This window comes from Streptomyces sp. AC555_RSS877, from assembly GCF_019049245.1.
Classification (GTDB): Bacteria; Actinomycetota; Actinomycetes; order Streptomycetales; family Streptomycetaceae; genus Streptomyces.
Window position 1 is genome coordinate 15,294 of the sequence record NZ_JAGMUK010000080.1, and the last position, 18,733, is coordinate 34,026.

Annotated in this window: 20 protein-coding genes and 3 pseudogenes; 16 read left to right on the plus strand and 7 right to left on the minus strand. The window is 68.7% G+C overall.

Translation table 11 applies throughout. The annotated features are described in order from the left end of the window. Positions 1 to 7: 7 nt before the first annotated feature. Positions 8 to 286, plus strand: coding sequence for an ANTAR domain-containing protein (locus KUM49_RS49950; protein ID WP_308406859.1), 279 nt, complete (start codon positions 8 to 10; stop codon positions 284 to 286). A 159-nt stretch (positions 287 to 445) separates the two neighbouring features. Here KUM49_RS49950 and KUM49_RS33335 read toward each other — a convergent pair whose 3' ends face one another. From KUM49_RS33335 to KUM49_RS33345, 3 genes are all read right to left on the minus strand, one after another. Beyond that, on the minus strand, positions 446 to 1,186 hold the full coding sequence (locus KUM49_RS33335) for an NADPH-dependent F420 reductase (RefSeq protein ID WP_217240743.1): 741 nt from the start codon (positions 1,184 to 1,186) through the stop codon (positions 446 to 448). A gap of 81 nt (positions 1,187 to 1,267) precedes the next feature. Next, positions 1,268 to 2,200, minus strand: coding sequence for an SDR family oxidoreductase (locus KUM49_RS33340; RefSeq protein WP_217240705.1), 933 nt, complete (start codon positions 2,198 to 2,200; stop codon positions 1,268 to 1,270). Between the two features lie 52 nt (positions 2,201 to 2,252). Beyond that, entirely contained in the window at positions 2,253 to 2,873 is a 621-nt protein-coding gene (locus KUM49_RS33345) for an NADPH-dependent F420 reductase (RefSeq protein ID WP_217240706.1), read from the minus strand. 245 nt (positions 2,874 to 3,118) lie between these two features. On the opposite strand from KUM49_RS33345, the gene KUM49_RS33350 reads away from it, so the two are divergent. Beyond that, positions 3,119 to 4,030, plus strand: coding sequence for a LysR family transcriptional regulator (locus KUM49_RS33350; protein WP_217240707.1), 912 nt, complete (start codon positions 3,119 to 3,121; stop codon positions 4,028 to 4,030). Between the two features lie 299 nt (positions 4,031 to 4,329). Here the strand turns inward: KUM49_RS33350 and KUM49_RS48855 are convergent. After that, a pseudogene (locus KUM49_RS48855) lies at positions 4,330 to 4,671 on the minus strand (DUF6233 domain-containing protein); the annotation flags it as partial. Positions 4,672 to 4,949: 278 nt separating this feature from the next. Between KUM49_RS48855 and KUM49_RS33355 the strand changes: the two are divergent. Continuing rightward, positions 4,950 to 6,191, plus strand: coding sequence for a PP2C family protein-serine/threonine phosphatase (locus tag KUM49_RS33355; RefSeq protein ID WP_217240708.1), 1,242 nt, complete (start codon positions 4,950 to 4,952; stop codon positions 6,189 to 6,191). A 160-nt stretch (positions 6,192 to 6,351) separates the two neighbouring features. Here the strand turns inward: KUM49_RS33355 and KUM49_RS33360 are convergent, their stop codons facing one another. Next, complete coding sequence (locus tag KUM49_RS33360; protein WP_217240756.1) at positions 6,352 to 6,579, minus strand: hypothetical protein; 228 nt, start codon at positions 6,577 to 6,579, stop codon at positions 6,352 to 6,354. 250 nt (positions 6,580 to 6,829) lie between these two features. Here KUM49_RS33360 and KUM49_RS33370 point away from each other — a divergent pair, with 250 nt between their 5' ends. The 6 genes and pseudogenes from KUM49_RS33370 to KUM49_RS33395 all read left to right on the plus strand — a co-directional run bounded on the left by KUM49_RS33370 (position 6,830) and on the right by KUM49_RS33395 (position 11,711). Beyond that, on the plus strand, positions 6,830 to 7,045 hold the full coding sequence (locus KUM49_RS33370) for a hypothetical protein (RefSeq protein WP_254402176.1): 216 nt from the start codon (positions 6,830 to 6,832) through the stop codon (positions 7,043 to 7,045). Positions 7,046 to 7,650: 605 nt separating this feature from the next. Then, positions 7,651 to 8,406 (plus strand): SDR family oxidoreductase, encoded by a 756-nt coding sequence (locus KUM49_RS33375; RefSeq protein ID WP_217240709.1) that lies wholly within the window; start codon positions 7,651 to 7,653, stop codon positions 8,404 to 8,406. A 47-nt stretch (positions 8,407 to 8,453) separates the two neighbouring features. Beyond that, positions 8,454 to 9,140, plus strand: a complete 687-nt coding sequence (locus tag KUM49_RS33380) for a TetR/AcrR family transcriptional regulator (protein WP_217240710.1) — start codon at positions 8,454 to 8,456, stop codon at positions 9,138 to 9,140. Between the two features lie 218 nt (positions 9,141 to 9,358). Then, positions 9,359 to 10,276, plus strand: a complete 918-nt coding sequence (locus KUM49_RS33385; RefSeq protein ID WP_217240711.1) for an alpha/beta hydrolase — start codon at positions 9,359 to 9,361, stop codon at positions 10,274 to 10,276. 149 nt (positions 10,277 to 10,425) lie between these two features. Then, positions 10,426 to 10,725: pseudogene (locus KUM49_RS33390) on the plus strand (molybdopterin cofactor-binding domain-containing protein); the annotation flags it as partial. Between the two features lie 296 nt (positions 10,726 to 11,021). Next, positions 11,022 to 11,711, plus strand: a complete 690-nt coding sequence (locus tag KUM49_RS33395; protein WP_217240712.1) for an SDR family oxidoreductase — start codon at positions 11,022 to 11,024, stop codon at positions 11,709 to 11,711. Positions 11,712 to 12,057: 346 nt separating this feature from the next. Here the strand turns inward: KUM49_RS33395 and KUM49_RS33400 are convergent, their stop codons facing one another. Beyond that, positions 12,058 to 12,372, minus strand: coding sequence for a DUF6300 family protein (locus KUM49_RS33400; RefSeq protein WP_308406870.1), 315 nt, complete (start codon positions 12,370 to 12,372; stop codon positions 12,058 to 12,060). Between the two features lie 124 nt (positions 12,373 to 12,496). On the opposite strand from KUM49_RS33400, the gene KUM49_RS33405 reads away from it, so the two are divergent. The 7 genes from KUM49_RS33405 to KUM49_RS33435 all read left to right on the plus strand — a co-directional run bounded on the left by KUM49_RS33405 (position 12,497) and on the right by KUM49_RS33435 (position 17,793). Beyond that, positions 12,497 to 13,090 (plus strand): terminal protein, encoded by a 594-nt coding sequence (locus KUM49_RS33405; RefSeq protein ID WP_217240713.1) that lies wholly within the window; start codon positions 12,497 to 12,499, stop codon positions 13,088 to 13,090. Positions 13,091 to 13,287: 197 nt separating this feature from the next. Beyond that, on the plus strand, positions 13,288 to 14,658 hold the full coding sequence (locus KUM49_RS33410; RefSeq protein ID WP_217240714.1) for a Fic family protein: 1,371 nt from the start codon (positions 13,288 to 13,290) through the stop codon (positions 14,656 to 14,658). A gap of 358 nt (positions 14,659 to 15,016) precedes the next feature. Continuing rightward, positions 15,017 to 15,682 (plus strand): class I SAM-dependent methyltransferase, encoded by a 666-nt coding sequence (locus tag KUM49_RS33415; RefSeq protein WP_308406860.1) that lies wholly within the window; start codon positions 15,017 to 15,019, stop codon positions 15,680 to 15,682. Positions 15,683 to 15,920: 238 nt separating this feature from the next. After that, the gene (locus tag KUM49_RS33420) at positions 15,921 to 16,286 is read left to right on the plus strand and encodes a hypothetical protein (protein WP_254402179.1); all 366 of its coding nucleotides are present in this window, start codon (positions 15,921 to 15,923) and stop codon (positions 16,284 to 16,286) included. A gap of 467 nt (positions 16,287 to 16,753) precedes the next feature. Beyond that, a complete protein-coding gene (locus tag KUM49_RS33425; protein ID WP_217240715.1) occupies positions 16,754 to 16,987 on the plus strand; it encodes a hypothetical protein in 234 nt (77 codons plus the stop codon). Further along, entirely contained in the window at positions 16,987 to 17,259 is a 273-nt protein-coding gene (locus tag KUM49_RS33430) for a hypothetical protein (RefSeq protein WP_217240716.1), read from the plus strand. The genes KUM49_RS33425 and KUM49_RS33430 overlap by 1 nt, the downstream gene beginning before the upstream one ends. An 18-nt stretch (positions 17,260 to 17,277) precedes the next feature. Next, positions 17,278 to 17,793: a hypothetical protein gene (locus KUM49_RS33435; protein ID WP_217240717.1), complete on the plus strand. Its 516-nt coding sequence runs from the start codon at positions 17,278 to 17,280 to the stop codon at positions 17,791 to 17,793. Between the two features lie 505 nt (positions 17,794 to 18,298). Here the strand turns inward: KUM49_RS33435 and KUM49_RS50375 are convergent. Then, positions 18,299 to 18,724, minus strand: a pseudogene (locus tag KUM49_RS50375) (hypothetical protein); the annotation flags it as partial. Positions 18,725 to 18,733 lie beyond the last annotated feature (9 nt).

Below are 18,733 nucleotides of genomic sequence, written 5' to 3' on the forward strand. Positions count from 1 at the left end.
GCTTCAAGTGGAGAATGAGCAGCTCAAACAGGCAATGGAGAGCCGACCGGTCATCGATATGGCTCGCGGGGTGCTGATGGGCTGGTTGGTTTGTCCTTCCGAAAACGCCTGGGAGATCTTGGTGGAGGTGTCCCAGCGCAGCAACGTCAAGGTGCGGGTGGTGGTCGGCGCGGTGACGGCGGCAGCGGCTGGGAAGGAACCGATGCCGCAGACCCTGCGGGACCATTTGGTTGCCGCTGTGGCCAGATGGCAGGTGGATGGGAATGAGTCCACGGTCTCCGGGTAGCCGTTTGCTGTTGACCGGGAGGGGCCGCAACGCCTGGGGAGGTCGACCGGCCCCTCCCGGCCTCAACGGGTCTTGCACCGGTGATCCGCACCCGCCGCAAGGCGCGAACTCCTCGTGTACCGCCGTCTCCGATGCGCCCCGGGGTCACCCTGGGCGCGATCACGCTGCGACCCGCCGCATCACCCGGGGGCTGCGAGAACTTGGACCTGCAGCAGCCGGGTGACCGGCAAGGCTCCCAGGGCCGAGCGTTGCGGTGGCCAGTGCCGCGCGGATGGCGTCCTCGCCGACCGGCTGGCCCTTCTCGTTCGAGGTCGGCCCGTGCGGGGTCCCCCACACCGGCGTGTCCGTCGCCTGCCGCCAGCTATGGGCCAGCGGTCCCGCGTTCACCACGCTGTACCCGATGGATTCGATGAATTCGGTCACCGCCGCCTTTGCCGGCGCGGAGTCCCCGGCGACCGGCAGGTACGAGCGGTCGGCCGCCCCCGCGGGGCGGGCGAGTGACAGCAGGTGCTTGAAGAAGATGTTGTTGAAGGCTTTCACGAGCATGGCCTCCGGGATGTTCCGCAGCGGCAGTTCGCTCGAGGTGAGCGACTTGCTGTCGAGCTCGGGGATGTTCCCGTCACGCTCGGGGCCGTAATTGCACGTGTCGATGACCGTTTTCCCGGCCAGTGGCGTGGCGGGCAAGTTGGGGAAGGCATTGACCGGCACCGTGACCACGACGACGTCACCGGCCGCCGCGGCCTCCCCGCTCGTCGCCGCAGACGCCCGTGGCCCCAGTTCCGCGGCCGTGTCCGCGAGCGTTTCGGGACCGCGCGAGTTGCTGAGCACGACCTGGTGCCCGGCCTCGATGGCGAGCCGCGCGATGGTACTGCCGATGTATCCGCTTCCGATAAATCCCACAGTCGTCATATTCTCAGCGTCCCTCCAGAAGTCCTGAACCCTTGTCATTTGCCGGGCTCGTTGCGATTCGGATTCCTGCCGTCAGCCGGCGGAGAAGTAATGGCCGTTGTCCAAATCGGCGAGCAGGCTGGACTGAGCGGGTTCCCAGCCAAGGGTCCGGCGGGTGATGAGGTTGGACGCCGGGTAGTTCTGCGTGACTATGTTCGCGAGAAACCCAAAGTATCCCGGCACCATCAGTTCGTCCGCGGGAATGCTCACCGTGGGCAGGCCCAGGCGGCTGCCAATGGCCTCGGCGATCTCACGGAACGGGATGCCCCCGTCCTCAACCGCGTGCCAATATTTGCCAGCCGGGCCCTTCTCCAGCGCCAAGCGGAACAACGAGGCGACATCGCGGACATGCACGGCGTTCCACAGGTTCGCGCCGTCTCCGGGATATCCGGCGAAGCCCTTCTCCTTCGCGAGCGCGATCAGCATGGGGAGGAAGCCGGCATCAGTCGTGCTGTGCATGATGTTGGCAATCCGCACGACCGAAGACCGCACTCCCCGTTCGGCGAGACCGATTACGGCGGCTTCCACGACATTGCGGACCCGGAGGGTGCCCTTGTGCTCATCGCCGACAAAAAGGGCCGGGTCCTCCTCGGTGGCCGGCCGGCCCAGCCTCCCGGGCGACCCTATGCTCCCCGCCGCGACCAGGGGCTTTCCGGTTCCCGCAAGTGCCTCGCCGTACGCGAGCATGATCGGGAGCTCCGCGGCGGCCACAGCGTCCATCCCGCCGGACGGAAGCAAGTCTTGCCTGTGCGCGATGTGGACGACGCCGTCGGAATCCGCAGCCGCCTCCTTGAGCCCGTCGAGATCCTCGAGGTCGCCGCGGCGCACCTTCGCGCCGAGCGCGGACAGCGCCGCCGCGGCCGTGTCCGATCGGGCCAGGCCGGTGACCTCGTGCCCGGCGGCGACGAGCTCGGGGATGATGTACGAACCGGAATGGCCGGTCCCGCCAGTGACGAAAACGCGCATGCTACTGGTCCTTGTGATTGATGTGGCGCGAGGGGTGGTGGTGCGGGCGGGCTCAGGCAGAAGTGTTGACGCCGAGGGTGAAGTCGAAGCTCCCCGCGCCATAGCGGCCCAGGCCGATCATCACCAGGCCTGTTCCCTCCAGCCAGCGCGCCATTCCCAGGGGGCCGGTGTCCATCGGCCGCAGTCCGAGGCTCTCGATGAATGCCGACACAGTCGCCTTGGCCTCGGCGGCGTCGCCGGCGATGAGCACGTCCAGCGAGTTGCCCTGCGCCAGCATGTGACCGAAGACGGTGTTGAACGCCTTCACGACGGGCGCGCCGATGGGGGCGACCTTGGCGATCTCCTGCGCGCCGGAACTGCCCTCGGGGGTGACAAGGCCCTGGGAATCGGGGGAGACGGGGTTGGTGACGTCGATGATGACCTTGCCGTGTAGTGCGTCCCCGTACTCGCTCACCACCGCCGCCGCGCTGGCGTACGGCACGGCGAGGACAACGATGTCCCCGGCCGGGGCGGCGCCGGCCGTCCCGACAGTGGCGCCGCCTAGCGCGGCGGCCAATTCCTTGGCCTTGGCCGGGTCGCGGCCGATGATCTCGACGGCGTTGCCGCCGGCGAGTGCCCGGCCGGCCAGGGCGCCGGCCATGTTCCCCAGGCCGATAATGCTGATGCCGCTCATTGGTGTGCCTGCTTTCTGGAGCTGGATAGGACGCCATGCCCGAATGACGCGATGGATGGCGCTCAATTCCTGACGTGTTAATTCCGGCCTGAACCCTGCCATCAAGTTTCGATGTCGAATGCTTATGCCGAATTCACTTCGGCCCCGTTAGGTGCCTGTTCAGATTGTCATTGGCCTGAGTGGGTGTCCAAGACCTCTTTAAGCCGCGGTGATACCCTGAAGGCATCACCGGGCCGGGAGGCGCCATGGATCTGGACCTGCGCAAACTGCGCTACTTCGTTGCCGTGGCCGACCAGTTGCACTTCAGCCGCGCCGCCGATGAGCTACATATCGCACAGCCGGTGCTCAGCCGACAGATCCGCGCCCTCGAGCAGGATCTCGGCGCCTCGCTGTTCACCAGGGATCGCCACGGCGTAGCGCTGACCGACGCGGGCCGACAACTGCTGGCCGACGCCGGTCCGCTGCTCGCCTCCGCGCACGCGGCCCGCCACCGGGTGACCGTGGCCGCGCGGGGCAGCCAGCGGCTAATGGTCGGCTTCCGGGCAGGCATCGCGGTCGCGCCGGCGGTACAACGGTTCGCCACCCGGCACCCGGACGTTCTGGTGGACGTGCAACGGATCGAATGGGACGACCAGGCCCCGATGCTGCTCGACGGCCGCATCGACATCGGCTATGTGCGGCTGCCCATCGACGAGACCGGCCTGCGCGTCGCCCCGCTCTACGCCGAGCCACGGGTGGCGGTGCTGCCCGTCGGCCACCGATTGGCCGGCAAGGAAGAAGTCACCGAGACCGACCTGGCCGGTGAGCCGCTGGTCTGGCATGCCGACCCGAGCACGCAGCCCACCAGGCACCCGCACCCCAACGCCGGGTACCTGGCGCGCGGGGTGGACGAAACGCTCGAGCATGTCGCTGCCGGCCGGGGCATCTCATTCCTGGCCCGTTCGGCGACCGTGTTCTACTCACATCCGGACGTCATCTATGTGCACGTCCCGGATCTGGCGCCCGACCAGGTGTGCCTCGCGGTGGCGGCATCGCGCATCTCGCCGGTGGTCGACGACTTCTTCACCGCGGCTCAGGCGGCGGCCGAGATCACGGCAGAATGTGGGAACTATGAAATGTGGCAGCGTGGAGTCGATGCCGCTACAAAGCACGGTTGAGCAGTTCGACTGACAACAGCAGCGCCAACAGAGGGCGCGCGGCCATGGCTTCGGCGTAGCCGCATGACGTCCGGTTCTTGATCATCCGAGGCCGAGGAGTGCGAGGGGCGTCGAGGGTCGCGGGCGTTGCGGCGGAGACCGGCCGCGATGTTCTTCACTCCGGCCGTGCAGGGGGCTCCGGCGGCGAGGTTGCGCCAGCTGGAAGGTCCCCTGACGCGGGCATGATGCAGGGCAGGGACAACACCGGCACATTCGGGGGACGCATGCTGAACAGCAAGGGCGAGTTCCCGCTCCCGCTCCTCGAGTACGGGGTCCAGTTCGGCGGCCGCGCTGCACGGAGAAGACAGCCGGGTACCTGGATGCTCTGCGGCGTCCAGCGCCTTGTCCAGGGTCAGCAGCGGTGCCCCGGCGGGTGCTTCCTCGCAGTCGGCGGCGTGGATGACGCCCCGGCCGGGACCGCGGCCGCCGTCCAGCTTCTGCAGGACCCAGCCCGAGGGCCGGCGCTCCCCGAGGATTTGCTGCTCCGTCGACGGCGGCGGCAGCCGGGTCGTGGGGACGTCGTCGTACGAGACGCCGGGCACGGGCTTCACGTGGTCGGGGGCTTGCACCCACACCATGTACCAGGCGGGCTCCACATGCCCGGAGAACTGGTGGAGAGGCAGTATCGCGATGCTGCGGTATTCCCCGGTCGCGACCGACGGGACGCGCTCCAACAGCCGTGCGTCAAGGGTCATAAGTAACTGCTTGCAATACTTTCTGGACTATTTGGGGGTTTCATCGTGGTTAAGTGCGCTTGGATCTGGTGGGTGCGGTGCCGGTGAACGATGATCACGACGGCTGAGAGCGTTCCAGACAAGAGGAGCGGCGACCGTCTCTCGCGCCTGTGATCGATGTCGGTCGATCGGTATGAGGACGGGTTATGACACGAAACGAGCGGCGAGCCGGCCGGAAGACGGTAGACCGGTCGGAGGGTTTCGGTGAGCGGCTCCTGGGGGTGCTGCTGGACCGAGCACATGAGATGCCGCCCCAGCTGATCGCGCCGCTGGTCGCGGAAGAGGTGGCCAGGATCGGCGGCCGCGAGGTCTCTATCCTGCTGCAGGACTACGCACAGGAGCTGCTCGTGCCGCTGCCCGGCAGGAGACTGCTGGTCGGTGATGCCGAGCCGGTTGACGACTCCCCGGCCGGCATGGCCTTCCTGCACGTGACTCCCCTTGAGGTCCGTCAGTCTGACGGCGTACGGATGTACCTGCCGTTGCTGGACGGCAGCGACGAGGTGGGAGTGATGGCCCTCACCCTGGACACGGTCGATGACGACGACCGGCGGCTGCTGCGCAGGCTCGCCGGTCTGGTTGCCGACATGCTGGTCACCAAGCATGCCTACACCGACCGGTTCTTCCAGGCCCGTCGCCAGGAACCGATGAGTGTGGCCGCGGAGATGCAGTGGTCCCTGCTGCCGCCGCTGACGATGTCCGTGCCGCAGGTCGCCCTCGCCGGGATCCTGGAGCCGGCCTACAGCATCGCCGGCGACAGCTTCGACTACGCCCTCAATGACAACATGCTGCACGTGGCCGTGTTCGATGCGATGGGCCACGGCCTGGACGCCGCCACCATGGCGACTGTCGCGGTCGGCGCCTACCGGCACGCCCGGCGCGCCTGGGTCGGCCTGTCCGAGAAGTACGTGTACATGGACCAGGCCATCGCCGAACAGTTCGGTCCCGACCACTTCGTCACCGCCCAGATGATGGACCTGGACATCACAACCGGGCAGTTGCAATGGGTCAACGCGGGCCACCCACCGCCGCTGCTGATTCGCAACCGTCAGGTCCTGCGGCGTCTGGACAGCCCTCCCACCCTGCCGGTCGGCTTCGGCGGTGAGCGCCCGCAGATCAGCGCATACACACTCCAGCGCGGCGATCGGCTGCTGTTCTACACCGACGGCGTGATCGAGGAACGCGACGCGGAAGGAGAACCGTTCGGCGAGGAACGGCTCATCCGCTGTGCCAACCGCACAGAGCACTCGGAAGCGGGAGTGCGGGCCGAGGTGCGCCGGCTCTCCCGCACCCTGAAGCAGCAGCGGGGCGGGCGCACCAGCGACGATGCGACCATCCTCATGGTCGAGTGGCGTGGCGGCACCGCGGACCACCTGGCCGCCCTGGAGTAGACGGATGGTGACGGCCCGCGACAGCCGCGTTCGCGCAGGTCTGCGGCAGATTCGGCTGGCTGTCTTCCGGCTGCGTCGCCATCGGAGGCGCCGTGCTGGGGGTCGGACTGGTGATGGCCGGTCGGACACTTCTGGCCCGGCCGGCTACGGCGGGTCATGTTCAGGGTGCCTCCGCCGGAAGGACGGCACCGACGACCAGGCCCGCCACGCTGAATTGCCTGCAACGGCGCTCGCGTTTGGCGTGTTCTGCCGGGCCGAGGACGGCAACCTTGTACAGCCAGGCGCCCGGGACCTGCTGGCGCTCCTGGAGGCGGCCGGTGACCTCCTGGCCGTCGGGCAGGACCACGATGATGGGCGGTGACTCCGGCTCGGGTGGCGTGTCCGCCACGGCTACGCCGCCTCCTGGCCCTCGCGTACGAGGGCGTGCTTGAGCTGGGAGCGGGCATCGGGCCGTTCGGGCCCGGCGACGTCGTTCCAGAAGGCGTGCGTGACGATCACGGCGGTGAGGTCGCGTTTCCCGCTCGCGCAGCGCGGCGACTTCCCGCTGCTCCTGCTCCGACCAGCCCGGCGAGGCCGGGTACGCGCGGGAGGTGGCGAGCCAGTAGCGGAACAGGCGGCTGACAGTCCGGGTCCGCCAGTTGGAGAAGCGCCTGTCCGAGAGCCTCGGTGAAACCGCATGGAAGGAATCCGGCCTTGGTGCGTCCGCCGACATCGACCAGCTTCAACGCCGCACCACGCTGCTCGAACAAGACCTGGCCGACATAAGAGGCCAGCTCGAGGAGCGGACCGAGGAACTTGATGCCGCGCGGGCGGCTAACCGGGAACTGACCCGGGCACTGAACCAGGCCTGCTGAGGCGGTTTCGCGCTCTTCCTCTGTTCCCTGAAGGCGGAGCTTTCAGGAGGAGGGCTGACCGTTGCGCAGGTGGACGCGTGTCTCAGTTCCAGGCGGCTGAGGACGTCGGTGCTGTCGATGAACTGGTCGACAGTGCCGATCGTCGGCAGGGCGAGGATGGCCGAGCCGGTGATGCGGGTGGTCAGGGCCCAGGCGAAGCGTTCGGCGTGCAGGACCCCAGAGTGATCTCCAGCCGGGACAACAGCTTCTCCCGGTCAGTAGGACGCGTCAATGCCTCGATCGGGTCCGGCAGTTCGGCAATCTCCCCCGCGCGGCGGTCTTCCGCCGATTGAGCTCCTCCAACCACGAAACCATCGCCGCCTCCAAGAACGGCGCACTGCATCACCAGCTCACTGCAGAAGAGCCGCACCCCGGGAAGGCCACCCATCGCCCGCCCCTGGCGGACGGCAGCGACATGGCCTTGAGCCGTGCCGGCCGTCCGGCATTGTCGGGCCACTCCAGGAATTAAAGGTAAGTGGATCGACTTGCCACGAGGACGGTGCGAGGGCTACCTTCAAGGGGTAAGTCCACCGACTTACCTTACTTCTCGGCAAGGAACCATGAACATGACTCGTCTTGCGGGCAAGCGCGCCCTCATCACCGGCGGTACGAGCGGCATCGGCCTGGCGACCGCCCAGCGTTTCATCGCGGAGGGAGCCGACGTGCTGGTCACCGGCGTCACCCCGGCCAGCATCGAGAAGGCGCGGGAGATCCTCGGGGACAAGGTGCCCGTCGTGCAGGCCGACGCACGCGATCTCGACGCCCAGCGGGACCTGGCCAAGCAGGTGGGTGAGCACTTCGGGGGTCTGGACGTGGTGTTCCTGAACGCCGGCGTGTCGGACTGGCGGTCGTTCGAGGACCACACGGTGGACAGCTACGACCGGCTGTTCGACATCAACGTCAAGAGCGTCTTCTTCCTCACGCAGGCCCTGGTGCCGGTGCTGGCCAACCCGTCCTCGGTGATCCTCAACGCGTCCGCCAGCGTGCACGGCGGCTACGGGCAGGCGAACGCCTACGCCGCGACGAAGGCGGCTGTCTCCTCCCTGATGCGGTCGTGGAACGCGGACCTGCTCAAGTCGCACGGCATCCGGTTCAACGCGGTCAGCCCCGGCCCGGTGGACACCCCGCTCTACTCCAAGCTCGGGATCGAGGACCCCGCGGTGCAGGCGGCGGTCCTGGAGGGGATCAGCGCCGGCATCCCGCTGGGCCGCATGGGTCTGCCCGAGGAGGTCGCGGAGGCCGTCGTCTACCTGGCCTCCGACGCCTCCGCCTTCGCTGTGGGCCAGGACCTTATCCTGGACGGAGGTTCGACCGTCCTCTGACAGCAAGGACACGGCCGGAAGACGGGCGAGGGGCGAGGGGTAGAGGAATGTCGGTGGAGGACCGAGCGGAAACCCTTGGCGACACGTGCCAGGCCGGGTACCACGCGCAGATCAAAGAGGAGAACCGGGCGCGCATCATCCGCGCCGCCCGCGATCTCTTCCTCGCCCGGGGATACGACAAGACCTCCCTCGCCCAGATCGCCAAGCAGGCCCGCGTCTCCACCGGCACCCTCTTCAAGCGGTACCCCTCCAAGGCCGCACTGTTCGCGGCCGTCACCTCCGAGCAATGGCAGCTGGACGTGGAGTACGCCGCACCGCCCCCGCCCGGTGATCCCCGGTTCGGTCTGGACCACATCGGCCGCGACTACGCCTGCCTGGTCGCGCGGCCCGGCACGGCGGCGCTGTGCCGCCTGATCATCACCGAACTTCCCCAGATGCCGGAACTCGCCGACATCGTCGGCACCGGCTTCGCCATCGACCGCGGCCCCTTCTTCGACCGGCTCCGCGACTACCTGGAAACCGAAGCACAGGCCGGCACACTCGACTTCCGTTCGGCCGACGGACAGCCACAGTCGGCATCCGCAGTGGCCGAGCAGTTCCTCGGCATGATCTGCGCCCAGTTGCTGTGGCCTCAACTGGTACGGACCGACTTCGTCCCGCCCAGCCCCACTGATCCCGCGATCGTGGACGAAGCCGTCGCCCTCATGCTCAAGCGCTACAGCACCGGATCCTGATACCCCGGACCACCACTTCACTCTGCCAGAACGCCGATACGTCCCCCTGCCGGGACAGGTGCACGCGCCCTCCCGGTACTGCCGGCGTACACGCGGCCTTGCGCCCGATGGCGTGAGCACCGGCAAGTGATCGACGCAATCCTCCAGCACGTGCGAACCCGGGGCCGATGCCGGCCCCGCCGCGACGGTGCTGTCCTTCTGACCGATAGAGGTTTCCCATGTCCAGATCCCAGCGCGACGCCCTGGACGCCATGCTCCGTTCCGCCCCCCGCAGCGAGACGCCCCCCCCCACGGTGGCGGAACAACGCAGCGGATTCAGCGCAGCTCTCACCCGGCCCGCTCTGGCGGGCGTGGTCACCCGCAGAACCGTTCTGGGTGGGCGGCCGGCCCTGGAACTGGAGCCGGCCGAAGTCTCCGGTCGGGGCCGGCTGCTCTACCTGCACGGTGGCGGCTACGTCGTCGGCTCACCGGACACCCATGAAGGGCTGGTCAGTGAACTGGCCCGCCGCCTCGGCCTGCGAGCGCTGTCGGTGGATTACCGGCTGGCTCCCGAACATCCCTTCCCGGCGGCCGTCGACGACGCGCTCGCAGCGTATCGCGAGCTGCTGGACGCGGGCATCGACCCACGCGACCTCGTCATCGCCGGTGACTCCGCCGGCGGCGGCCTGAGCATCGCCACGCTCCTCGCAGCCCGGCACGCCGGGCTGCCGCAACCAGCGGCCGTGGTCCTCTTCTCCCCGTGGGTCGACCTCACCCTCGCCGGCGAAAGCATGCGTTCCAAGCAGGACGCCGACCCCCTCTTCATCGAGGCCGACCTGCGCGCCTTCGCCGATCTCTACGTCGGTGCAGGCGACCGGGCGCATCCCCTGGCCAGCCCGTTGTTCGCCGACCTCACCGGGCTGCCTCCGCTGCTCGTGCAGGTAGGGGCGAACGAGGTGCTGCTCGACGACGCGGTCCGGCTGGCCGCCCGTGCGGGCGCCGACGACGTCGAGGTCACGCTCGAGGTCGGGCCTGGCCTCCCTCATGTCTTCCAGCTCCAGTACGGCCGTCTCGACGAGGCCGATGCCGCGCTGGACCGCGCCGCAGCCTTCCTCACCGCCTACCTGAGTGCCGACCGGCCCCAACCTGTCAACTGACATCGACGGCGGCGGCCTTCACGTGATGTCAGCGGCGCTCGCAGATATGCGGTCGTCGGCATGCTGAAGGCCATGGCCCGCAAGACCGGCGGCGACCGTTACGAGGAAATTCTGCGCCGCGCGAAGGTGCCGCATGTCGAAGCTGTCCGGGGGCCATGATCGGCGGCATCGGCCAGGCCCTCCTCGAACACCCGGTCACCGACCACCGCGACGGCCGGATCGTCAACGCCAACCTCGCCGACTACCTCGTACCGGCCCACGCCGACATCCCCACCGACCAGAAGGCCATCTACATCGACGGGGAGGACTATAAGGCCGACCCGATCGGCGCCAAGGGGCTCGGTGAGATCGTCATGATCGGCGCGGCCCCCGCCATCGCCAACGCCGTCTTCAACGCCACCGGCCGCCGGATCCGCGAACTGCCCATCACCCCCGAAGCCCTGCTCTGAGCGGCGGTCGGGACGGCCCACCCACCGGCCCGACCGACGCTCCCATCGACGTCCGGCGGCCTACGACCCCTCACCGCCGGGCATCGAGGCCGGCCGCCGTGTCCCCTTCTCCCAGGGGCGCGGCGGCGGCCGCACACACGTCCGGCGCGTAGTGGCCGGTCGGATCGATCAAGTCCCGCTCCCGCAGCGCGACCCGCCGACCGTGCGGCAACTCCACTTGTCCAGCACTGAGTTGCCGCACGGGACGATCAGCAACGAGATGGATGGCCGGACGGCCCGCCTGAAATGGAGTGATCATGGAACTCAAGGGGTCTGTCGCGCTGGTTACGGGCCCCAACCGCGGCCTGGGACGCCACCTCGCGCAGCAGTTGGTGAACAGGGGCGCGAAGGTCTACGCCGCGGCGCGCCGCCCCGAGACGGTGGACGTGGAGGGCGTGACCCCGCTGGCTTTGGACGTGACCGACGAGAACTTGGTGCTCGAGGCCGCCCGTATCGCCTGGGATGTGACGCTCCTGGTCAACAACGCTGGTATCTCCCTGTACAACCCGCTGATCAGCGGCAGCATGGAGCATGTGCGCGCCGAGATGGACACCAACTTCTACGGCCCGCTTGCGATGACGCGCGCGTTCGCCCCGGTCATCGAAGCCAACGGCGGCGGCACCGTGCTGAACGTCGCGTCGGTGATCGCCTGGATGCACCCTGCCCAGGCCGGTTCCTACGCCACCTCCAAAGCGGCCGCCTGGGCGATGAGCAACGCGGTACGTGAGGAACTCGCCCCCCGCGGCATCTTGGTCTCCGCTCTGTACGTCGGCCTCATGGACACCGACATGACCGCCATGGTGCCGCCCGAGGGCAAGTCCGACCCGGCCGAGGTCGCAGCGCAGGCGCTGCGTGCGATCGAGCAGGGCACACCGGAGATCCTGGCCGACGAGCTCACCGCGCAGGTCAAGCAGGGGCTGTCGGCCACCCTTGCCTCGCAGACGTAGTGCCGATCGCCGCGCGGCGACCGGGCGCTCTTGCTGACGGACGACTTCCGGCCCGGGCCGCTCGACCAGGCGGCCGTGGAGGCGACCGACAAGCGGATCACTCAGGTGCCATCAAAGACACTCCAACCAGCGATAGCACCACAGCTGTTGCACTAGCCAGAGTTCGACCACGAGTGGCTGAGCTGCACAAACCGGAGGTGCACACCTCTACGACAGCCTCACTCCCTAGAGACCTTGGGGTAGTCGTACGTTGTCGCCACGACCCCAACAGTAGTTCGACCCGGCGGCCGTACTGCCCGTACGACGCGGCGGCACTGCGCGCCCGGCAGCTTCTGCTGATGACGGCTCAGGGCTGGTCGGGCCTGGTCTCGTGCAAGTACCAGCCGTGGGTGGCCATGCACTCCTTCGTCCACTCCATCAGCAGGTGCGAGCCCTCCTTGACGCGGCTCTCGTCATGACCGCCACGGTCGGCGAACCACTGCACGAGAAGGCCGGCCGCCGGGCGGTCCCCGTCTCCGGTGTCGCACACCGGACACAGCTCCAGGTGGATCGGCCGCCCGTGCTTGTCGTTCTGTGGCGCCACCCCGCTCATGATGAGGTCGCCGCGGCAGCGTGAATACTGCGGCAGCCGGTCGGAGAACCTGAGCAGATCTATGGCCAGTCCCCGTGCTCTGAACGTGGCCCTCCACCCAAGACCCGCTGATCTACGCCGTCATCCCCACCCGCGACGGCGGGACGCCCGGGCACGGAATCTGTCCACAGGGGAACGGGTGTCTGCTGAAGGAATGATCGACAGCGACGACACACAGCCGCCGGCCCAGCGCCGCAACAGGGTCCTGGACGCCCTCGAGCGGGCGGAGCGCAAGGTGTTCACCCGGCCCGCGCCGAAATCCGCGAAGGCTCAGATGGAATTCCTCTACACGCGCGCCAAGCAGTCGACGAAGGCCCTGGCCGAACAACTGGGCGTCTCGCCCCGCACGGTGCAGCGCTACCGCGCCGGACAGCAGACGAAGCCTCAGAAGAGGCTCCAGGCGGCCCTGGTGGAGGAGACCGAATCTCAGTGGCAACCGCAGGTCAGGGCGCGGGCGCGGGAGCGAGCGGCGACCTCCAGCGGCATGATGGTGGAGGTGACGGCCTACTTCGGATTCACCTGCACGGGCAGCTCGGACGACGGCCGCGAGCGCACCATCACTACGCCGATCTCGCCCACCTACGCCGCGCAGATCCTCCAGCTCCAGGAGGCCGGTGCGACAGAGGAAGACCTACATCCGATCGTCGCTGAGGCCATCACCGAGTCGTATTTCACGGAGTGGGGCACCCGTGCCCACGGCCTCAGAGCGGATTTTACGCACGTACAGTCGATAGATTTCCAGTTCTGAACAAGCGGAATTCAGAGCCTGCTATAAAACGTATTGAGCCGAAGCGCGGTAGTTGTCACAGAGGCATGCTTGTTGTCACCAAGATCGGAGGACGGCCCGCTCAGGGCGACTGACGGGATGAGACTGAACACTTCGGCTGGCACCTCCCGCGGTAATTCGCTTGAACCACTATCGGGTGGACGTGGCAGGCTTGCGCGGTGATTGTCGAGCTGGCCCCCCGTTTTCTGACCTGGGATGATGTGGATCCCGCCCGTCATCCCTTCGACAGCGCGTCGGCGCCGCAGGTGGTGCGGTCACTCGGGCCCGCCCGGAGGGTGCCCAGCCGCCCCGACCTCCCCTTCGGCAACCCGGCGATGAATGCCTGGAGCTGGGGCGAGGGACAGCCCTGGGCCGACGCCATGTCGCACGCCCTCGCCGAGCACTACGGCCGCTGGACCGTGGGCTGGCGCTGGTCGCACGACGAAGGCGACTTCGATGGAGGACCCGTCGGGAACTGGTGCTGCCCCAGGGACTCGATCACCACACCGCAGGAGACGCTCGCCCGTGTCGTCGCGGCGCTGCGCGAATGGCGCGAGTGGCTGGAGAGTCTCGCCGGGTGGTTCGACGCGTACCCGCTGGACCTGACCGAGGTCGAGGATCAGCGAATCCTGTGGGAGCGCGCTGCCCGGAACCTGATCCTGCAGGTGACCGACCGCACAGGCTGCGGCAGCGGTTGGCACGGACACTGCCGTCAAGTGCTCACCTGGTTCCTCAGCCGCTGGGGCGTCGCGCCCGACCTCGCGCAAGAGTTGGTCGACGAGGCGATCGGCGGGCGGTTCGCGAGCTGGACCGGCCCCGACATCGTGCTGGTCGAGGACGTCGCGGAGCGGCTCGCGCTGTCGCTGCGGCCGGACGACGGCGCACAATCCGCCGGACCCGCGCCGGACCACCTCGAGCGCTGGCTCGCGGTGCGCGAGACAGTGCCATGGCAGGACGTTCCGGACGGCGGCGGGGACGAACCGGTGGCCTCGTCGCGCGACGGCGTTGCGGAGGACATACACACCTTCGACGGCGCCTTGGATCCCGCCCGCGCACGGGGCCTGCTCGCCGCCCTGGACCTGCTGCGGATCGACGCGGCGCGCGGCGCCGCCCTCGACTTCGAGCTGCTCCAGCGCTGGCAGCAGCACGTGCTGGGCACATCGCAGCCGCCGCCGTTCCGCGACCTGCCGGCCTTCGCCAAGGGGGGCAGGGAACGCTACGGCATCGGCCCGGGCACCCGAGCCCGCCTCGACGCCTGCCTGGCCGAGAGCGCGCGCCACGCCGATCGGCCCGTTCCCCTCATTGCCCGCGCCGCACGTGCCTATCTCGACATCTGCTTCTTCCATCCCTTCGACGACGGCAACGCCCGGTCCGCCTTCCTCGCCCTCGTCTTCGTCCTCGCCCGCGAGGGCGTCACGCTCGACGGAGTCAGCCTGCTGCGTCGCGTCACCTTCCAGGCTGACGAGCCGCACGACGCGCTGATCCTCACCCGGTACATCGACATCCACCTCGCGGAGACCCGACGCAACACCGCATCCCTCGACTCCTAGCAGTGGGCATGAAGGTGCTGAGTCCATTCCCCGCAGCTCAGTCACACGGAACCGTCGTGCAGGTCGCATGGCGGCGGAGCACTGGAGCCGGTGACAACTGCCATGCTTTCGGCGCTGCTGGTGACAAATAGCATGCCGACCTGGTGACAACTGCAGTGCCTCGCCGTGCTGATGCCGCAGCTCAGTGGCCGCCGATGGTGACAACTATCGTGCTTCAGCACACGTATTGTGACTGAGCGCTTCAGTTGGCGCTCTGAGTGTCACAGTTGGCCACCTACCGTGCCCGCAGCCAAAAGGAGTGTGCTTGGTGAACTCGATCGAGCAACCGGACGGAGTCGCGGGCGGGTGGCGGGATCGAGTGGCCGCCGTACGCCGCGAGCTCACCGAGCACGGGCCGCCGCGGCGTCCCGATGGCGCTCCGGACTTCGCCACCGTCACGCTGCCGGAGCGCGACTGTGATCAGGTACGTGACCTCCTGGTGGATGAGAGAGTCGGCACGGTCGTCGAGATCGGGCTCGCCTATGCCAGCTCGGCGCTGGCGATCAGTGAGGCCCTGCTGCGCTGCGGTTCACGAAACCCGCGGCATGTGGTGATCGACCCGTTCCAGTACACGGCTTACGACGGTGTCGGGTGGGAGCTGCTGCGCAGCGCCGGCCTGGACGACGTCGCCGAGTTGGTGACCGAACCATCGCAGCGGTTCCTTGCCCGGTTGGCCGACGCGGGTTTCGCCGCGGACGCGGCGTTCGTCGACGGCAGCCACCACTTCCACAACGTGTTCGTCGACCTCCACTTCCTGGGCGAGATCGTCCGACCTGGCGGCGTCGTGCTGCTCGACGATGTCTGGTGGCCATCGGTCGGCGCTGCCGTGGCGTACTTCGAGACCAATCTGGGGTGGCGTTCGATACCGGGCGCTCTGTCCGACGGGACCGCCGACCCGGCCAGCGATCGGCCGCGGATTGGCGCCTACCGGTTGCCCGATCCGCGCCCGACGCCGGACTTCAAGGAGTTCCGACCGTTCTGCTGATTCGGGTGGGCTCGCGAGGCCTACTTGAACCGGGCCGCCGTGCGTCAGTCACAGCGATGGCAATGCGTCGAGCTTGGAGTGTCCAACTCGAGTGCTCACTGGCCAACTGAAGCGCTCAGTCACACGTATCGGCGGGCCGCCGACAACGCTCTGGCGGCGGCCCGCTCCGAATCCGCACCACGAATCGGTCGACCCCGCCCGCATCGGTCGCCGCGTCGTCCGGCGCCGGGCGGAGGGGATGGACGCCGGCGCCGTCGCGGCGGCCCTCGAGGAAGCGCGGTTCGACGCCCGGCAAGCTTCCCGGCACGAGGACCTGGCCGACGACGTCCGCGGCCCGGCGGAGCTCGCGGAGTGGGAGCGCATCGAGCAGCTGCTCGCCGCCGCGGCCCCGGACACTGTCTACGACCCGGACGCCGACGATGTCGTCCAGGCGGAGCTCGCCGCCGACGCCGCGGCCGCCGCCGGACGGGAGGCCGAGCTGCGCGAAGCCGCCCGGGTCGCGGCCCGCGCCGATGAGCTCCAGGCGCTCTTGAATGTACCCCCTTATGTCCGGTTCTTGGATCTCGTGAGCCTCTCCAGGGCGGGATTCGAAGGCGGAGCGTGACGCCTGTGATCATGCATCGCGCGCACTCGTGAACAGCACAGAACGTAACGACGGCGATAGCCGGTAGATGGTGGGCGACGGCCACACGAAGACCGCCCGCGTCCAGGCCGCCCGACGGCCAGGTCGTGGCCGGCGCCCGGCCTGAACAGTGGAGCTGGCCTGTGTCATCTGTGTCATCAACCCTCCGTTTCCCCAGGTGGGCACACTCATCTGTGTCACTGTTCAGCTGATCTGTGTCATCGCGCGGGCGGGCCCAGGTGGACCCAGCAACGGCCCCAAAACCTGGGCCCCTGGGTCCCGAGACCAGTGTTTTCGCTGGTGGACACGATCCGCAACGGCTGCTGGGTCCACCTGGGCCCCTAGGTCCCGCATCGTCGTACGGCCGGGTTCGTCCGGAGTGGTCCCCTCGGGCCGGGGCGGCCGATACCGTTGGCGCAGACGCCACTTCCGCCTTACTGGAGGCCTCGATGAGCGAACAGCCGGCCCCCGCTGACCACGCCCGGCAACAGCTGGAGCCCGCGGCCGCCGACGGATTGCGCGCGTACGCGGCCAGGACCCGTGAGAACGCCGACCAGTTCGCCGCCGTCCTCGAGGACATCGCGGCCAACGGGCTGCCCTCGGTGGAGGACTGCACGCCGTGGGAGGAGCTGCGCGAGGCCCACCTCGCCCGCCTCGCAGCCCAACGCCCGGCCGTCGCCTGATGGCCCCACAGCACGGCCCCCGCCGCGCACGCATCGCCTTCTCCGACTCCGCCGCCAAGCAGCTGGAGAACATCACCAGCGAGGCGGACATCCACGCCCTGGACCGCGCCCTGGTCGTCATCTCCGTCGACCCCGACGTCGGCGAGCCGATCCCCGGCGACGCCACCGGCCCCCAGCTGCGCCAGTACGCCGACGAAGTCGAGCGAGTACGCCTCTTGTACTGGATCGGCGCTTTGCGCACCGTCGTGGTCGTCGCGTACATCGAGGTCTAGCCGCCGAAGGAGCCCAGGGTGCCATCCGACATCACGCAGCTCACCGCCGGCCGACAGCTCACCGGGCTCCGCCAGGTGCTGGACTGCCCCGCCACGCCGACCACGCTCCGGCAGGGCCCCGCCGCCTCGCCGGGGGAGCCGCCGGACTGGCTCGCACTCCTGTGCCCCGCCCACTCCCAGGCCCTGCCCGGGTGGCCCGGCACCGCCGCCGACACCGACGGACTACGCCTGTCCTGCGGATCCGTCCTGGACTACCGGTCGGCCGAGCAGCTGCTCCAGTCGCACGCCGACCTGTGGCTGACGCCCCTGACCGGGGTGGACCCGAAGACGTACGCCGGTGTCTGGCCCGAGGTCCTGGACCAGGCGGACCGCGTCATGCGCGCCCGCCTGGGCGAAGACCCCGCCGACGGAGACGAGACGCTGCACAGCCTCGCGATGATGCTCGGGGTGGCCTCCCGGAACGCAGCCGAGGGCAACGTGTACCAGGCGACCGTCCCCTTGGCCTGCTGCGAGACCCTCGCCCAGCGCCTGTAGCCGCAGTTGCGCCGCACGTCCGGGCTTGTCGGGGCGCGGAGGGCATTCTCAGGAACGCTCCTGAGCCCGCTGCTTGGCGGCCGTCTCGAGGGCCTGCTGCCGGAGTGGGGCGGGCGCGGTGCAGGCGTGCGGGGTGGCGCCACCGGCCGGCAGCGTCGCGGGCGACGTCGACGCCCACTTCCACCACCAGCTCGGGTTCCACCAGCGTGACGTTCAGTGTCTCGCTACTGCCCCATCCGGCGGAGAACGACCATCCCGTCCACGGATGACCGTGCTGCGCTGAAGCAAGCTGTCCGGCGACCGTAGTGCTGGCCGTCCGGGTGAGGGTGGTGGTGCGGCCGGTGTACTGCAGGCGCCCGTCGTCGTACCTGCCGAGCAGCAGACCACGGGGAGCGGTCAGGGAGCCGGTGACAGCACCGACGATCGCCTCCGTGGTCTCGCGCACCTTGTATTTCTGCCAGCCTCTGTCTGAAGGCCGGTAGGCATCGCCCAGCCGCTTGAAGAGCACACCCTCGATCCCGACCGAGGTCCACGTCAGCCATTCGCGCACGGTGTCCGGGTCGGTGGTCGACGGACACAACACCCACGGCGCGATGAGCCCGCGGGCGGTGAACACCGACTCGAGGGCGGCTCTGCGCCGCCGGTAGGGCCATCCGGTCGTGTCTGTCCCGGACAGCCGCAAGACATCGAAGGCGGAAACCAGCGGGTTCGAGGGATCTGGAGGGTGCTCCGGCGAGAACCCGCTGGGGGTGTGGTGGTCCTGGCGGGGGTTCGGCGCGGGTTCACGTCCGCCATCTGGGACAAGATGGGGCCTCCGATCTGGAGGGGCGTTGGGATGGGTGACAACCTGCAAGCAGTGATCGCTGACGGGGAGGCGCTGCGTGCCGCGGCGCGGGACTTGCCTGCTGCTCGGCTGGCGTCGATCGGACAAGGCCTGTCG

Excerpts from the sequence above, each read along its gene's own strand:
- KUM49_RS33425 (WP_217240715.1), top strand. The coding sequence starts at position 16,754 with ATGAGCGAACAGCCGGCCCCCGCTGACCACGCCCGGCAACAGCTGGAG.
- KUM49_RS33405 (WP_217240713.1), top strand. The coding sequence starts at position 12,497 with ATGATCGACAGCGACGACACACAGCCGCCGGCCCAGCGCCGCAACAGG.
- KUM49_RS33375 (WP_217240709.1), top strand. The coding sequence starts at position 7,651 with ATGACTCGTCTTGCGGGCAAGCGCGCCCTCATCACCGGCGGTACGAGC.
- KUM49_RS33345 (WP_217240706.1), bottom strand. The coding sequence starts at position 2,873 with ATGAGCGGCATCAGCATTATCGGCCTGGGGAACATGGCCGGCGCCCTG.
- KUM49_RS33385 (WP_217240711.1), top strand. The coding sequence starts at position 9,359 with ATGTCCAGATCCCAGCGCGACGCCCTGGACGCCATGCTCCGTTCCGCC.
- KUM49_RS33380 (WP_217240710.1), top strand. The coding sequence starts at position 8,454 with ATGTCGGTGGAGGACCGAGCGGAAACCCTTGGCGACACGTGCCAGGCC.
- KUM49_RS33355 (WP_217240708.1), top strand. The coding sequence starts at position 4,950 with ATGACACGAAACGAGCGGCGAGCCGGCCGGAAGACGGTAGACCGGTCG.
- KUM49_RS33420 (WP_254402179.1), top strand. The coding sequence starts at position 15,921 with ATGGACGCCGGCGCCGTCGCGGCGGCCCTCGAGGAAGCGCGGTTCGAC.
- KUM49_RS33430 (WP_217240716.1), top strand. The coding sequence starts at position 16,987 with ATGGCCCCACAGCACGGCCCCCGCCGCGCACGCATCGCCTTCTCCGAC.
- KUM49_RS33350 (WP_217240707.1), top strand. The coding sequence starts at position 3,119 with ATGGATCTGGACCTGCGCAAACTGCGCTACTTCGTTGCCGTGGCCGAC.
- KUM49_RS33395 (WP_217240712.1), top strand. The coding sequence starts at position 11,022 with ATGGAACTCAAGGGGTCTGTCGCGCTGGTTACGGGCCCCAACCGCGGC.
- KUM49_RS33340 (WP_217240705.1), bottom strand. The coding sequence starts at position 2,200 with ATGCGCGTTTTCGTCACTGGCGGGACCGGCCATTCCGGTTCGTACATC.